9 protein-coding genes are annotated in these 16,139 nt (G+C 35.0%); 8 read left to right on the top strand and 1 reads right to left on the bottom strand.

Annotated elements, in window-relative coordinates; translation table 11 throughout:
- Window positions 1-2 precede the first annotated feature (2 nt).
- The 4 genes from IPI31_04415 to IPI31_04430 all read left to right on the top strand — a co-directional run bounded on the left by IPI31_04415 (window position 3) and on the right by IPI31_04430 (window position 4,169).
- Window positions 3-1,400 carry a hypothetical protein gene (locus IPI31_04415; protein ID MBK7567049.1) on the top strand — a complete coding sequence of 466 codons (1,398 nt, stop codon included), beginning with the start codon at window positions 3-5 and terminating at the stop codon, window positions 1,398-1,400.
- Window positions 1,401-1,406: 6 nt separating this feature from the next.
- On the top strand, window positions 1,407-1,892 hold the full coding sequence (locus tag IPI31_04420; protein ID MBK7567050.1) for a gliding motility lipoprotein GldH: 486 nt from the start codon (window positions 1,407-1,409) through the stop codon (window positions 1,890-1,892).
- 5 nt (window positions 1,893-1,897) lie between these two features.
- A complete protein-coding gene (locus tag IPI31_04425; protein ID MBK7567051.1) occupies window positions 1,898-2,398 on the top strand; it encodes a hypothetical protein in 501 nt (166 codons plus the stop codon).
- A gap of 343 nt (window positions 2,399-2,741) precedes the next feature.
- Entirely contained in the window at window positions 2,742-4,169 is a 1,428-nt protein-coding gene (locus IPI31_04430) for an ATP-binding protein (protein ID MBK7567052.1), read from the top strand.
- Window positions 4,170-4,230: 61 nt separating this feature from the next.
- Here IPI31_04430 and xth read toward each other — a convergent pair whose 3' ends face one another.
- Window positions 4,231-4,998 carry an exodeoxyribonuclease III gene (gene xth, locus IPI31_04435; protein MBK7567053.1) on the bottom strand — a complete coding sequence of 256 codons (768 nt, stop codon included), beginning with the start codon at window positions 4,996-4,998 and terminating at the stop codon, window positions 4,231-4,233.
- A gap of 78 nt (window positions 4,999-5,076) precedes the next feature.
- Here xth and IPI31_04440 point away from each other — a divergent pair, with 78 nt between their 5' ends.
- The 4 genes from IPI31_04440 to IPI31_04455 all read left to right on the top strand — a co-directional run bounded on the left by IPI31_04440 (window position 5,077) and on the right by IPI31_04455 (window position 15,879).
- On the top strand, window positions 5,077-7,605 hold the full coding sequence (locus IPI31_04440) for a sulfatase-like hydrolase/transferase (protein MBK7567054.1): 2,529 nt from the start codon (window positions 5,077-5,079) through the stop codon (window positions 7,603-7,605).
- A gap of 405 nt (window positions 7,606-8,010) precedes the next feature.
- A complete protein-coding gene (locus IPI31_04445; protein MBK7567055.1) occupies window positions 8,011-10,518 on the top strand; it encodes a sulfatase-like hydrolase/transferase in 2,508 nt (835 codons plus the stop codon).
- 28 nt (window positions 10,519-10,546) lie between these two features.
- Window positions 10,547-13,069: a sulfatase-like hydrolase/transferase gene (locus tag IPI31_04450; protein ID MBK7567056.1), complete on the top strand. Its 2,523-nt coding sequence runs from the start codon at window positions 10,547-10,549 to the stop codon at window positions 13,067-13,069.
- Window positions 13,070-13,359: 290 nt separating this feature from the next.
- Window positions 13,360-15,879 (top strand): sulfatase-like hydrolase/transferase, encoded by a 2,520-nt coding sequence (locus IPI31_04455; protein MBK7567057.1) that lies wholly within the window; start codon window positions 13,360-13,362, stop codon window positions 15,877-15,879.
- Window positions 15,880-16,139 lie beyond the last annotated feature (260 nt).

Below are 16,139 nucleotides of genomic sequence, written 5' to 3' on the forward strand. Positions count from 1 at the left end.
AAATGAGTTGTGCAGGATGTTCAGTTGGTTCCAATACCGGAACCCCTACGGGATGCAAGAGTAACGGGCATTGTGCCACCGGAGGATGTAATAAATTAAATACTTACGATTGGTTGCGTTTTCTCCCTGTTCCTGTAGGGCAGGAGTGCAATGTGCACGAAATAAGCTTCAAGAATGGAATACGCAAAGGCTTTTACGCCAATAAAAATAAAATAGATGTGATGACCGGCGACATGGTTTGTGTGGAGACGGATAGTGGTTTTGATGTGGGCAGGATCTCTCTCTCCGGTGAATTGGTGAAATTGCAGATGAAAAAACGCAAGGTAAATGCCGACAGTCAGTTTTTACCCATTTTGCGCAAAGCAACCGAAACCGATGTTCAAAAGATGATGGAAGGTCGCGCTATGGAAGGTGCCACCATGCTTAAAGCGAGAAAATTTGCCAGGGAACTGAACCTCGACATGAAAATAGGGGAAGTGGAATATCAGGGTGATAAAAGAAAAGCTACTTTTTATTATATCGCCGACGATAGAGTGGATTTCAGGGAATTGATAAAATTATATGCCAAGGAATTTCGTGTTAAAGTAGAGATGCGTCAGATAGGTGCTCGCCAGGAAGCGGGAAAAATTGGAGGATTAGGGTCTTGTGGCCGCGAATTGTGTTGTTCAACCTGGCTTACTGATTTTAAATCTGTTGGAACAAATGCTGCGCGATATCAGAACCTCAGTATCAATCAATCAAAATTATCCGGTCAGTGCGGCCGATTAAAATGTTGTTTGAATTATGAATTGGATACCTACATGGATGCATTACACGAATTTCCGAAAGATGCAGATTTTTTAAAGACCGAAAATGGAGATGCGCGTTTGGTGAAAACGGATATCTTCAAAAAATTAATGGTTTACGAATATAGTGATGCAAGTAAACAATATGCATTAACCATTGATAAAGTAAAAGAAATTCGCGCCATGAATGTGGAGGGTAAAAAACCCGATCATTTGGAAGGATTAAAAGTAGAAGCTGAACCGGCAAAAAAGGAAGTGGATTATATTAATGTTATTGAACATGTGAGTTTAAAAACAATTGAAAAAGCAGGAAAGAAAAATAAAAATCCGAATCAGCGCAACCCGAATCAAAGAAATCCAAACCAGAAAAATCCAAATCAAAGACCACAAAATCCGAGGCCGCAAAATCAACAGGATAATAATCCAAACAGAAATAAAAAACCTGAGGACAGAATAAATCCGAATCGCGAAAACAGAAACCCGAATAGAGATAATCGAAATAACCCTAATCGAGATAACAGAAACAACCCTAATCGCAACAACAGGAATAATCCGAACAGGGACAATAGAAATAATCCTAATAACAGAGATAATAATCCAGACGATAAAAAATAATTTGTTTTGAAAAATGTTTTCCTAATTTATTGTTTATTATTTACCGCAATATTTTTTTCAGCTTGCGAGAAGTCGCGTGTTTTTGATAAAAATATTTCGCTGGAAAAAGAGGGATGGTTCTATGGGGAAAAGGAAAATTTTGAAGTATCCATTTTGGATACCAATACCACGTATAATTTATATATTAATGTTCGCCATACAGATGAATATCCTTATAATAATTTGTGGGTGAATATGACCACAGTTTTTCCGGATAGTACTGTTCAGGAAAATAAGGTAAGTGTTGTTTTATCTGAATCAAATGGCGAGTGGATCGGTACTTGTGTTGACGGTATTTGTTATAATTCAGTACTTGTTCAAAGTAATTTTTTACTCAATCAAAAAGGCAAATACACCATTTCTCTCGAACAGGATATGCGCATGAATCCGCTTCCTTTTGTTTTAAGTATTGGGGTGAAGTTGGAGAAGTTTGGGATCAGCACGGATCAATAATTGAAATGGATTTTAAATCAAACTACAACTATTTGATCCTTATTTTACGATTGTTTGCTTCTCTTTTTGGATTTTTTATGATCGTAATTGTAGTCTTGCTCATAAATAGCGATTACATGGATTTTGATTCGTCATATTCAAACGAAATTATTGGTTTACTCGCAGGAATGTTTTTATTACTTTATTTGCCATATCAATTTGGAAAACCTCTTTTTACACAACGAAATAATTTGATCTTTGAAGGTGGAGATTTGAAAATTATTGACGTTTTAACAAAGGATGTCACAAAGTTTAGAAAACATGAAATAACAGGATTTTATACCGACAAACAATCAACCGGTATTTATGATTTTAAAACGATAATTTTAGTTTTTAAAAAAAGGCCGGATATAAAATTGCCTCAATTTTTATATTGGAACTTCAAGGATATTCAATCTGCATTAGAATCAAATGGAATCGAGAAAATTGTATATGCCCATTCAAAGAAAAACGAATTAAATAAATAGCAAGTACTTCATTCTTTCATTCCTTCATTCCTTTCTTTTTTTTATCCTTTTTTAATCCGCTCTATCCGCGTCATCGGCGCCAGTCCGCCCACCGGCGGGTTCCCTTTTTATTCTTTCATTCCTTCATTCTTTTCTTCCCTTCCCTCAGACCTGCACAGGTTTCCAAAACCTGTGAGGTCGTCGTGCCTTCATTCTTTCATTCTTTCATTCCTTCATTTTTCATTTCCCCCTTTGTGTCAAATAAGACATAAATTTTGATGAAAATGTCTTAAATGACCAAAAATAGTCAAATAAGGTTGTTAAAATGACCTTATTTGACTATTTTTGTGCTAATAAGTAATATATGGCATTATTTCCTTTTTCTGAGGAGCAGATCATCAGCAGACTACAATCTGATAACCCGTGGTGGGTGAATGGTGCTTTGGACGACTTTTATGAGGCGTTTGAGCCGAGATTGTATTTTAATATATTTTACCCCTTGGTAAAAACAACTTCTGTGAATAGGGCAACCGTTCTGATGGGTCCCCGAAGAGTTGGAAAAACAGTGATGATATATCACAGCATTAAAAAATTGATAGAGGAAGGCGTGTCGCCCCAAAAAATTTTGTATGCTTCCATTGAGACTCCCATTTATAATAATATTTCGCCGGAATATCTTTTTACGTTGGCTAAAAAAGCATCGGGTGATCTGGTATCTGAAGGCTGGTATATTTTTTTTGATGAGATACAGTATTTAAAAGATTGGGAAGTTCATTTAAAAAACCTTGTTGATGTATTTAGAAAAACTAAATTTATTGCAAGTGGTTCGGCAGCCGCTGCATTAAAATTAAAAAGTAATGAAAGTGGTGCGGGAAGATTTACAGATTTTATGTTGCCTCCACTTACTTTTTATGAATATATTCATCTCAAAAATTTAACTCCATTAATTAAACCTGATACCATAAACTGGAAAGGAAATATAGCATCATTTTCTTCTGCAACCAACATCTCGGAACTAAATAAATGTTTTGTGGAGTATGTGAATTTTGGTGGTTATCCGGAAGTTATTTTTAATCAGGAAATTCAGAGTAATCCCGGCAGATATATGCGCGCAGATATTATCGACAAGGTATTATTAAGAGATCTTCCGGGTCTGTATGGTATTCAGGATGTACAGGAACTCAATTCGTTGTTCACAACAATTGCGTGGAACAGCGGCCGAGAATGTAGCATGGATGAATTGAGTAAAAACAGTGGTGTGAAAAAAAGCACATTGCGACAATATTTATTTTATTTGGAAGCTGCATTTTTAGTGCATATTGTCAAAAGAGTTGATCAAAAGGCCGGTCGTTTTCAAAGAGAAAATTTCTTTAAAATTTATTTGACGAATCCCAGTTTGAGAAGTGCATTATTTGCACCACTTGGTGCAGAGGCTGATGGTATGGGTGCGCTTATGGAAACTGCAATATTTAGTCAGTGGATGCAACGCACTTCCTTTATTCCCTATTATGCACGATGGAAAAATGGTGAGGTTGATCTGATAAATATAAATCGCATAAAAAATAAACCTGATTGGGCAGTGGAAATAAAATGGAGTAATCGTTTTTTTGAAGCTCCTAACGAATTGAGAAGTCTTGTTACCTTTTGTAAAGAAAATAATTTATCTCAGGCTTTAGCCACAACTATAGATAAAACCGGAATTAAAGAACACAATGGAATTCAAATTCAATTTATACCCGCTTCTGTATATGCGTATAATGTTGGAAAAAATACGATAGAAGGTTTGAATTAAATCTTAAATTGAAAATTTAACTGTCATTCCTTCATTCCTTCATTCTTTCATTCCTTCATTTTCAACTCCATTTCATCTCCAAAACCTGAGGGCAATGATCACTATGCATTGCATCGGGATATATTTTTGCTCCAACAAGATCTTTGCTTAAATTTTCGGTAACTGCTATATAATCAATTCTCCATCCTTTATTATTTGCGCGGGCATTTGCACGGTAACTCCACCAAGTATATTGATGTGGATCTTTATTAAAAAAGCGAAGGCTGTCGATATAACCGGAACCGTAAAAGGTATCCATCCACGCGCGTTCTTCCGGCAAAAATCCGGAACTGTTTTTATTCCCTTTAGGATCGTGTATATCCAATGGTGTATGTGCAATATTATAATCGCCGCAAACAATTAATTTTTTTCTTTCTTTTTGCACCTCTTTTAAATGTGAAGAAATATAATCGAGGAATTTATATTTTACTCCTTGTCGTAAATCGCCGGTTGTTCCCGAAGGAAAATAAATGGAATACACACTTTTATCTCCGTAATCGGCACGAATAACCCTGCCCTCACAATCGTAATCATTATTTCCACATCCTATCACAACATTATCGGGTTTTATTTTAGAAAAAATAGCAACACCGCTATATCCTTTTTTTTGTGCCGGATGCCAGTAATGGTGATATCCCATTTGGTCAAAAAGTGTAACATCCAACTGACCAGGCTCTGCCTTTAATTCCTGCACACAAATGATATCAAAAGCGTGTTCGCGAACCCAGTCGAGCCATCCGCGATTCATGGCAGCGCGAATTCCATTAAGATTATAAGTTATGATCTTCATTTTTAATTTTTTATGTGATTTAGATAAGATTGTAAAAGTAAACAGGACTTGTTATATTCGCCATGAAATAACACACAAATGCTGAAAAATCTAACCTTTTTTGTCCTGTTAACAGGTATAAACCTCTTAACATTTGCGCAAACTCCCGCACAACCTTACATCATTTTAATTACCATGGATGATATGAATACCATGATGGAAGGATATGAATATTTTCCGCAGGCTAATACACCCAATCTCAATACTTTAATCCAAAATGGTACTGTATTTACCAATGCCAATTGTTCTTCTCCTAAATGTGCGCCATCAAGAACATCTATCGTAACAGGAAAAGATGTTTTATATACTCAGGTGTACGATAATACAAGTTATGCATGTTATAATTTTCGAAAAAACTTCCAGGTGGCCGATGGAAATGGTGAGGTTTACACCTTGCCTGGATATTTAAAAGACATCGGCGATTATTATACATATACTATTGGAAAAGTATTTCATTGTTATGAAGCTTTTTCAGATTACGATTCCATCACTCCGAATCCTTGTTTAAAATCCCTTTCATGGAATAATGCCTTTGTTTACGTAGAAGATGATATTATAAATCCAATTGGTAATGATGTAAACGAAGGCATTTTTACATTAAAATGGGCAAGGCTTGATGATACTTTAATTGATTACATGGAAGACGATGTGAGTGTGGATGCCGCTATTGAATTTATTGATGATTTTGCTGCGTTCGGAACGGATGTTACATGCGGTAATCCTTTTTTCCTCGGATTGGGTATTAAAAAACCACACGCAAATTTTTATGTTCCCGAAAGTTTTTTCAATGATGATTATGTTGGGGATATTTATGCAGAACCGTTTAATAAGCCGTATAATGAACCATATAACGCATTTCCGTATAACGGACTTGTTATGCCACCACAACCGGATCCGCGTTGGGTTGATTATGATTCGTTGGGATATATGGGTCAATTATTTGCATCAGATAACGAGGCAGAACTTTTTGATGAATATGGAGAAAGTTTAATTACTCTTCCGGAAATTGAAGAAGGAATTAGTGATGCAGAAAGAATGGAAATAATAAATGAGACGGAAAGAGCGAATGCAATTTTGGCATATATAGCAGGTATTAATTTTTTGGATTATGAATTAGGAAGATTTTTAACTGCGCTGCAATCACATCCTGAAATTTATAATAATTGCGTAATTATTCTAACTTCCGATCATGGTTTTTCTCTTGGAACTAAAAGGCATTGGGGTAAATTTTCCATGTGGGAACCCGATGTAAGAGTTCCATTAATATTTACAGATATGCGCAATCCCGAAGCGCAAACATGTGCCAAAAGTGTTAGCACTCTGGATATTTTTCCAACACTTTTAGACCTACTTGATCTTCCGGAACCCACCTTTGCTGCAGGTGGAAGATACCTTGATGGACATAGTTTTTTACCACTGGTTAATAATCCGGATCTGATGTGGGAAAAACCATCACTTTCAACCGTTAAATCAAAAAATCCGGTTGGAATGGTTAATGATGCTTCTTGTTTTCCGCAATATAGTATTCGCAACAACAGATTTAAATATATTAAATACCAAACCAATAATGTTCCGCCGCTTTTAACTTGCAATGAAGCGGCCAGTATTCGTGAAGAAGAATTATATGATATGGGAGTAAATCGCGAAACAGATCCATACGAATGGAATAATCTGATAAACGATCCTGCATATGCTCCTGTTGTTAATTATATGCATCAGTTTTTGCCCGACAGTGCATTATATCTCCAAAAAGCATTTATTGTAAATATCGCCAACGCAGGTACCTTACCATGTTTTTTAAAAAATAACAGCAAGGTAAAATTACAGGCAACTTTATATGATCCGGAAGGAGTTTTACTCACAGGTGCAGGTTATACTTTTAAATGGACAAATAATTTAACCGCGGCTGTATTTACAGGAAAAAATTATAATTTTAATATGCTTACAGTTCCTCCGGCAGTATATTCGGGCAGCGATAGAATATTGTTTTATCTTGAGGTAACCGAAACAGCAACCGGCAATCTTGTTGCATTTAATACAAAAACATATTATATAAATAATGCAAATACACCGGTAGGTGGGTTTACCTTAATAAATGATGTTCCCGCTTTAACAACTTCGATCAACACTTATTCATTATCCGGTAGTTACACAAATACCTATTGGAATTTTGGAGATGGAAATACATCAGAAGAGTATTTACCCGACACACATTATTATTCTGCACCGGGAATTTATACGGTTACTAATTATATACAGTATGGTAATGGATGTTTGAAAAATTATCATCGCACCGCAAATTTATTGCGTGAAGGTTTGCCCGAGTTTGAATGTGTATTATATCCAAATCCTGCAAATACTCAATTAAATATTACTTTGCAAAATGATCTGCAGGATGCTCAAATTCAAATATTAAACACCCTGGGTCAGGTAGTATTTAGTGAAACAAAAAATTCTCAGAATAAATTAATACAACTTAACATTCAAAATATTCCACCGGGTTCTTATATCCTCGAAATAAGGTCAGAAGAGGTATTCACTCATTCGAAATTCGAAATTGTAAGATGATTTTTACATTTACAGATATCAGCCAATTACAGGTTGATATCTGTAAATTTTCACTCTCATTATTTGCCATCTGGCCTGCAAAAATGATCGTAATTCGACATAATAATTATGTTCAGAAATCACTTCGCTAACTCATAGGGTCATTTCACATTTAAAACAGGTCAATTCGCATATTTCAGCTTGTGGGGTGGTGAGAGGATGGTAATTTTAGTTTATCCAATCCCATGGTATTTTACTCAAAATTGATTCATTTTTTATTCTTTGGCGATACAGTTTTACCTGAATCCAGGTTTCCTGTGCCCTCTATTTTATCTGATCTTCAGATCCTTAAAAGGCATAAAAATTATTTATTATTTGATTTCTATGTGACATTTTTCTATATCAAAACACACAAACACACACAACATGAAAAATCCAATTTTATTCATTTTACTACTCTGTGCAGTAGTAAATTTACCGGCACAGGTTGAAATAACCCAACCCAATATAATTTACATCGTGATAGATGATCTCAATGATTATATTGAACCTTATTACGGGCATCCTCAGGTTAAAACCCCTAACATAAAAAGTATTGCGGATAGCGGTACTGTTTTTTTAAATGCCTTTGCCTCCTCACCGGTTTGTGCTGCATCACGTGCCAGTATTTTTACCGGTAAAGATGCGGCGTATACGGGTTTATTAAATAACCAGGATATAGATTGTGGCGATTATCGCGCAAGTTTTATTCCCGGAAATTATATCATCACTTTGCCGCAATATTTAAAAGACAGTGCCGGATATTTTACCTCGGGATATGGTAAAATATTTCATTGTGATGCCGCATCCAACGAATATGACACAGAAACCGCAGATGTATGTTCCAAAACAAAATCATGGAATAAATTTATTACACCTCAACAAGGTGCAGGTGTTCATGCAGCAGCGGAAGCTACGGATGAAGATATAACTCAATTTAAATGGTCGAAACTGGATAGCAGCTTCGAAAGTTCTTTAGAAGATTATATTGCTACGGATAGTGTATTGCAAACAATTGATGATTATGTATTACATCCCGAATTATTTTGTAACAGGCCATTATTTATGTCTATCGGATATCATCTTCCCCACCTACCAATGTATGTAACAGAAAATTATTACCCTGAATATTATCAGGACAATATTTACGAAGAACCTTTTGATAAGCCATATAACTTCCCATTTAATGCGTTTCCTTATAACGGAATTGTAATGCCTCCCCAACCTAAAATTGCCTGGGACGATTATGATCATTTAGGCGAACTAGGAAAAAATTTTGCCGGTCCCTATATACACAATGGATTCTTAAGTAATTGTGAAACAATTGATCCTTTACCCATAATAGAGTATGGAATTTCCGACGAGGAAAGAATGGAAATTCTTGCGGAATCAAAACGCGCAAATGCAATTATGGCCTATATTGCATCCATTCAATTTATAGATGCTCAGGTGGGAAGAGTATTGGAAAAATTGAAAGAAAATCCCGCACTTTATTATAACACCATAATTATTATAAGCAGCGATCACGGATATTCCTTAGGCGAAAAAAAGCATTGGGCAAAACGCGCATTATGGGAAACAGACATTCGTGTTCCATTGATAATTACAGATAATAGAAATATGTTATCGCAGGTTTGTAACAGTGCAGTTAATTTAATCGATCTTTTTCCAACCATTTGTGAGTTTGCTGAAATAAGTGAACCTGTTTTTCCTGATGGAGGAGATTATTTGGATGGCAATTCTCTCACTCCCTTTTTATTGCAACCGGAACTTAATATTGAACGACCGGTATTAAGCACCATTCGACATGAAAGCGGTGAGGAATCTTCCTGTTTCCCGCAATATTCTGTTCGCAATAATAAATTTCATTATATCCGTTACAGATCAAATAATGCAGAGGAAGGACCTGATTGTGATTTTGCAAACTCCTATACCGAGGATGAACTTTATAAAATTGGTAAAAAGAGAGAGGGAGATCCAAACGAATGGAACAATTTAATTAATAATGAAGAATATCAATCAGTGCTTCACTATTTGCAACAATGGCTACCCGATAGCTCAAAATATTTGCAATCTGCTTTTACTGTAAAAATTCACAATAGAACGCTGCCTTGCTTTTTACCCAATAATGGAAATTTGAAATTAATTCCTATCGTTTACAACGAACAAGGGGTAATAATGACAGGCGACGAACTTGATCTTTATACATTTAAATGGACAAATAGCCTAAATGATGAGGTGTTTTTTGGAAAAACGTATATTTTTGATATGGCCTCCATTTTACCAGAAATATTTGTTTTGAATGATGAAATGCTGATCAATGTGGAGGTTACCGAAACGGCAACAGGCTCCTTGATGGGATTTAATAATAAAATTATTTATATAAATAGTCTCAATACTCCCGCTGTTTCCTTTGATATTCATACAAATGAAATAGAGAACAGTGTTGAAATCATAGATTATGAGATCTCCGGTAATTATACCAATAGTTATTGGGAATTTGGAGATGGAATCAGTTCAGAAGAGTATTGGCCTGCCACACATTTTTATTCCGTTCCAAGTTCTTATACCATTAGTAATTATATTGAATATGGAAATGGCTGTGAAATGAATGTTGATCAAACCATCGAAATATTTCGTCAGGGATTAGATTTGGCCGGTTATACCATATACCCAAACCCGGCATCGGAAAAAGTAACCATAGCATTGGAAAAGGCGGAAACCAGTGTCGAAATTCAAATAATTAACATGTTAGGGCAAACAATATTCGATTCCAATGTAATTCCTGAAGGAAATTTGATATATTTGGACATTGAAAAAATACATGCCGGGAGTTATATCCTAAAATTAAATACGGAATCGACTTCAGCATGTAAAATAATTGAGATTATTTAGTTTATATTGTCTGATTAAAAAAAATCAAATGAGAATTCAATTTTTTACGCTCCTTACTATTTTTGCTATTTTTCAACTTTCTGCTCAGGTAGTTCCAGCAAAACCGAATTTTATATTTATTGTGGTGGATGATCTCAACGATTATACACAGGGATTGAACGGCAATCCGGAAGTTCAAACTCCGAATATTAATGAATTGGAATCTATGGGAATTAGTTTTGTAAATGCATATGTAAATACTCCCGGTTGTGCGCCCTCCAGAACCAGTTTTTTATCAGGTAAGGATATTGCTTATACTAAAGTTTTTAATAATGAAGATTACGTTGCTAAATTCAGAAGTAATTTTACTGCCGCTGAGGGTAATGCTGAGGTGTTTTCACTTCCTGAAATTTTAAAAGATTCGGGTGGATATTATACCTATGCTTTAGAAAAAATATTTCACAATTCAGCACAAAATGATTACGACAAATCAACACCAAATCCATGTGATAAAGATTTGTCATGGAACAAAATGAAACATTTTGATGAGACTCTTCCCTTAATGGATTTGCTGGATAATTATGCATTCGGAGATTTTTTTGACTGGGGTATGATACCTGATTCTTTAGAACCTATTTTGCAGGATTATATCATGACCGACAGTGCCATCCAATTTATTAATCAATTTGCAAATGGAACGGCTAACACTTGCGGTAGACCATTCTTTTTAGCATTGGGATATAATCGTCCGCATTCCGACAGATATATTCCTCAAAAATATTTCCCACCTTATTATCTTGAAGATATCTATGAAGAACCATTTGTTGCCCCATATAATTCTCCCGCCAATGCATTTCCTTTAAATGGCCATTTTATGCCTCCGCAACCTGATCCTATATATAATGATTATTATCAGCTGCCTGAACTAGGTGTGGGACAAAAACTTGCAGATTTCGGTGAGGGTTATCTGGAATTAATTGAATTTGTTGATCAGCTTCCTTTTTTACCGGTTATTGATGCAGGTTTAACGGTGGAAGAAAGACAAAATATTATTATGCAAACAGCAGCTTCTAACGAAGACCTCGTGTATGTTGCCGCTGTGCAATATATTGATGCATTAATTGGAAAAGTGATTGATACCTTACAGGCCTTTCCCGAATTAATGGAGAACACGATAATTGTTTTAGTAAGCGACAATGGTTATTCTCTTGGGGAGAAACGTCATTGGACAAAATGGGGATTATGGGAAACCGACCTGCGAGTTCCTTTTATTATTGTAGATCCTTCACGACCTTCAAATCAGATCTGTAATAGAAATGTTTCTCTGTTAGATATATTTCCAACTATTTGCGATCTCGCGGATGTTGCATATCCAACCTTTGCCGACGGAAGTGATTATCTCGATGGACACAGCATTATTCCATTACTCAATGCTCCGAATTCGTTAATAGAAAATCCATCCTTATCCACTACTAAAAGAACATCCGGAATCGGGAGTTGTTTTCCGCATTATTCTGTGAGAAACGAAAAATATCATTACATACGATATCAAAAAAATAATAACGGAGACCTTGGAATTACCACTTGTGATCTTGGCGGAACTTATTACGAGGAAGAATTATATGAGATTGGTGTTGATCGAGAAACCGACCCCAACGAATGGAATAATTTAGCTGCCGATCCTGATTACGCACCTGTTATTGATTATTTAGAAGAATTTATGCCGGGTGGTTCATTGTATTTACAAAAAGCGTTTACTGTTCAAATATCAACCAAACCATTACCCTGTTTTTTAAATAATAGCACAACAGTTAAAATTTCCTCCTTTTTATATTCCGATATGGGATCAGCAATTGGCGGCGCGGCATTATCAAATTATCAATTTAAATGGACCAATAGTTTAACTGCAGCAACTTTCTTCGGTAGAAATTATAATTTTAATACTGCATCAATTCCGGCACCGGTATTTACTGCAAATAATAAAATAATTTTTTATCTGGAAGTAACGGATCTCACATCCGGAGATCTTGTTGCATTTAAAACACATGAAATTTCGATCAACAGTGCAAATACTCCTTCCTCAACATTTGCGGTTGTAACAGATCCTGTTTTAAACAGTGCTGATATTGTTTCTTATAATATTGTTGGAAGTTATACAAATACATACTGGACATTCGGTGATGGCATTACTTCGGAGGAATTTATTCCGGATACCCATTTTTACGCCGCTCCAGGCCCGTATTCTATTAGAAATTATATTGAATATGGAAACGGATGCGTGAAAAGTAAAGCGAAAAATATTACTATTACCCGCGAGGGAATTGCGGAGATCAGTTTTAATATTTATCCAAATCCCGTAGATGATATATTAAATATAATTTTAGACGAACCAAGCCAGGAAGTTACTATTCAATTAATAGACATTTTAGGAAAAGTTGTATTTGAACAAAAATATTATTCATCCCAGGAATCCATTCAGATAAACACAGGGCAATTAATTCCGGGTATTTATGTTGTTACTATAAATGCGGGAGAAATTACAGGTAATAAATTATTGGAAATTGTGAGGTGAATTCTAAGACAGATTAATTTCGAAGTTGCTTAGGTAATTTTCATTAACAAAATACAATTCTCAAAATTAATTATATATTATTTTTATCATATTGTAAATATATATATATATCTTTTGATGTCTTTCGAACCATAAAAAGCCTTAATTGGATAATGAACTCGACTAAACCGGGTTGCATAAATATTGCTCTGCTAAGTTAATGCTAGGTTTCGCACTTATTTTAGCATCGTTCACTAAATGGATACGAGAATAATTGCAAATTATTATATTTTTACCATAAGATTAAGTTTATGTTAAATCGTGGTATCTTTTTCTTTGCTGTTATTTTTTTGGGTGTAAAGTGCGCTTTTGGTCAGGTAACAGAAAAACCAAATATCATTATTATCATGTTTGATGATTTAAATGATTGGGTAACCGGTTTTAATGGACATCCTCAATCCTCTACGCCGAATATTGCTAAAATTGCCGATTTTGGTACTACTTTTTTAAATGCCTTTTGTTCAGCCCCGGTTTGTGCACCTTCCAGAACAAGCTGGTTAACGGGTAAAAATCCACATTATACGGGAATCTATAATAATGAAGAATTTAATGATCATGATTTTAGAAGTAATTTTCCAGCTGATAAATTTATAGTGACACTACCCCAATATTTAAAAGATTCGGGTGGATATTATACAATAAGTATGAATAAAATTTTTCATGCTGATAGTTTTTACCCTGATTATGATGATGTTACTTCCGATAATTGTGCTAAAATGCTTTCCTGGAATAAGGCCATTTATAAACCCAATGGCAATGCATTATTAGAAGCCGGAGAGATTGCAAATGAGGATATTGAAAAATTTGAATGGTCGAAAATAGATTCATTGCTAATATATGAGATGCAGGATTATGCGATCACCGACTCTGCTATTAATTTTATTAATCAGTATCAGGATGATCAAAATGAATTCTGCAACAAACCATTTTTTCTCGCATTGGGATATCATAGACCACATCAGGAATTATTTATTCCTGAACAATATTTTTTAAATGACTATGTAACTGATTTTTATAAAATTCCATTTGATATTCCATTTAATTATCCGGAAAACTCCTTTCCTTACAACGGAGTTGTTTTAGCACCTCAACCTATATTGCCTTATAGCGATATTGATCAATTGGGTTATATGAGTAATAAATTGGCTCCCCCGGGTATTCATAATGAGCTTCTTGCCTGGGGTGAAGATCTCTACCCATTACCTGTTATAAATGATACACTTACAGATGAGGAAAGAAAATTGATCTTATTTAAGTCAAAAATGGCCAATGCAGTTATGGCATACTTGGCAGCAATTAAATTTGCTGATGATCAACTCGGCCGTTTTTGGAATGCACTGGAGTTAAATCCGGATATTTTAAATAATACGATCATCATTATAGCTAGTGATAATGGATATGCTTTAGACGAAAAAACGCACTGGAAAAAACGTGGCCTTTGGGAAACCGATATCCGTATCCCCTTTATTATAGCAGATATGAGGAATCCAACAAATATTAATAGTTCCATTCCAATTAGTTTGTTAGATATTTTTCCCACTCTATGCGATTTTGCAAATATTGAACCTCCATTAAATGGTGAGGGAAATAGTTATCTGGATGGAATAAGTTCGAAGATGATCTATTCTGATACATCTCTTATATATGAAAGGCCGGTTCTAACCATTTTTAAAGACGCTTTGGGATTGGAAGCGTCTTGCTTTGAACAATATTCTGTTAGAAACGATCGATTTCATTATATTGAATATCATTCCAATAACCTTCCTCCCGCATTAGATTGCGATCCATCTAAAACAACAATAGAAAAAGAATTGTATGAAATTGGAATTGATAAAAAAACTGATCCAAACGAATGGAATAATATTGCTGATGATTCTACCTATTATTCAGTTATAAATTATTTGCAACAATGGCTCCCCGGCCATATTTTTGAAAATAAAAAAACCTATAAAATTTTAATTGAAACTGCAGAACTGGATTGTGCATTAACTGCTTCAGATTCGATCGTATTAAAATTTAATTTATATAGTGATGAAGGCCTATTAATTGAACCACCCGCTGATAATATATATTTATGGACAAATAATCTTACCCGAGATACCTTGTTTGGTATCGAAACCTGCTTTAAAATCAGTTCAATCAATCAAGATCTTTTGGAATCAAAAAATCAAATTTTATTTACAATACAGATGATCGACACCTTATCTCACGCAATAAATGCGCTCGATATAAAAACTATTATTCTTAAGGAAGAATCCACTCCATCAATAAAATTTGAAGTGCAACAATTATACAACAGTAATACCGTTGCCCTTAGTAATATAACTATGAATGGTAATTACAGCGATTTGTTATGGGATTTTGGGGATGGATTTACATATTCCGGAACAAATCCCCCGGAACATACTTATAATTCGTCGGGAACATACACTATTACAGCAAGCTGCTATTATGGGAACCAAAATATATGTGTTGCCCAATTTAAACAGGTTTGTGTACTCACCACAAATACCTTGTTTCCAGCAAACCTCTTATTGGTATATCCTAACCCTGCGCAAAACAACCTGTTTATACATACTCAAAATTTGGTGGAAGATGGAGAGATCCTGATATATTCAATTTCAGGGGAAAAAGTAAAAGCCGTATCTTTAGCTAATAATCAAACTTTAAATATTAGTTTGTCGATCTCTGAATTAACCCAAGGATTATATTTTATTGTGTTTAAAACCGGTATATATTGTTACCCTGGCCAATTTATAAAAACCATTTAATTACTGTGAAAACATTGAAAATTACTTCTCTCACGCTTGGTTATATTTGCCTCATCCTATTTACAAACAGGCAGGTATTAAAAGCGCAGGTAACCCCGGCTCCAAATATTATATTTGTTACATTCGACGATCTTAATGACTATGTTGAAGATCTTGGTGGCCAGATTCAGGTGGAAACCCCCAATCTTACACTTATAGCAAATTCCGGGAACATCCTTTATAAACAGTTATTGCAGTTCCACTCAATGTGGTCCGTCAAG

The organism is Bacteroidota bacterium (assembly GCA_016706865.1).
In the GTDB taxonomy this organism is placed as follows: Bacteria; Bacteroidota; Bacteroidia; order Chitinophagales; family BACL12; genus UBA7236.

Excerpts from the sequence above, each read along its gene's own strand:
- IPI31_04445 (MBK7567055.1), top strand. The coding sequence starts at position 8,011 with ATGAAAAATCCAATTTTATTCATTTTACTACTCTGTGCAGTAGTAAAT.
- IPI31_04425 (MBK7567051.1), top strand. The coding sequence starts at position 1,898 with ATGGATTTTAAATCAAACTACAACTATTTGATCCTTATTTTACGATTG.
- IPI31_04455 (MBK7567057.1), top strand. The coding sequence starts at position 13,360 with ATGTTAAATCGTGGTATCTTTTTCTTTGCTGTTATTTTTTTGGGTGTA.
- xth (MBK7567053.1), bottom strand. The coding sequence starts at position 4,998 with ATGAAGATCATAACTTATAATCTTAATGGAATTCGCGCTGCCATGAAT.
- IPI31_04415 (MBK7567049.1), top strand. The coding sequence starts at position 3 with ATGAGTTGTGCAGGATGTTCAGTTGGTTCCAATACCGGAACCCCTACG.
- IPI31_04440 (MBK7567054.1), top strand. The coding sequence starts at position 5,077 with ATGCTGAAAAATCTAACCTTTTTTGTCCTGTTAACAGGTATAAACCTC.
- IPI31_04430 (MBK7567052.1), top strand. The coding sequence starts at position 2,742 with ATGGCATTATTTCCTTTTTCTGAGGAGCAGATCATCAGCAGACTACAA.
- IPI31_04450 (MBK7567056.1), top strand. The coding sequence starts at position 10,547 with ATGAGAATTCAATTTTTTACGCTCCTTACTATTTTTGCTATTTTTCAA.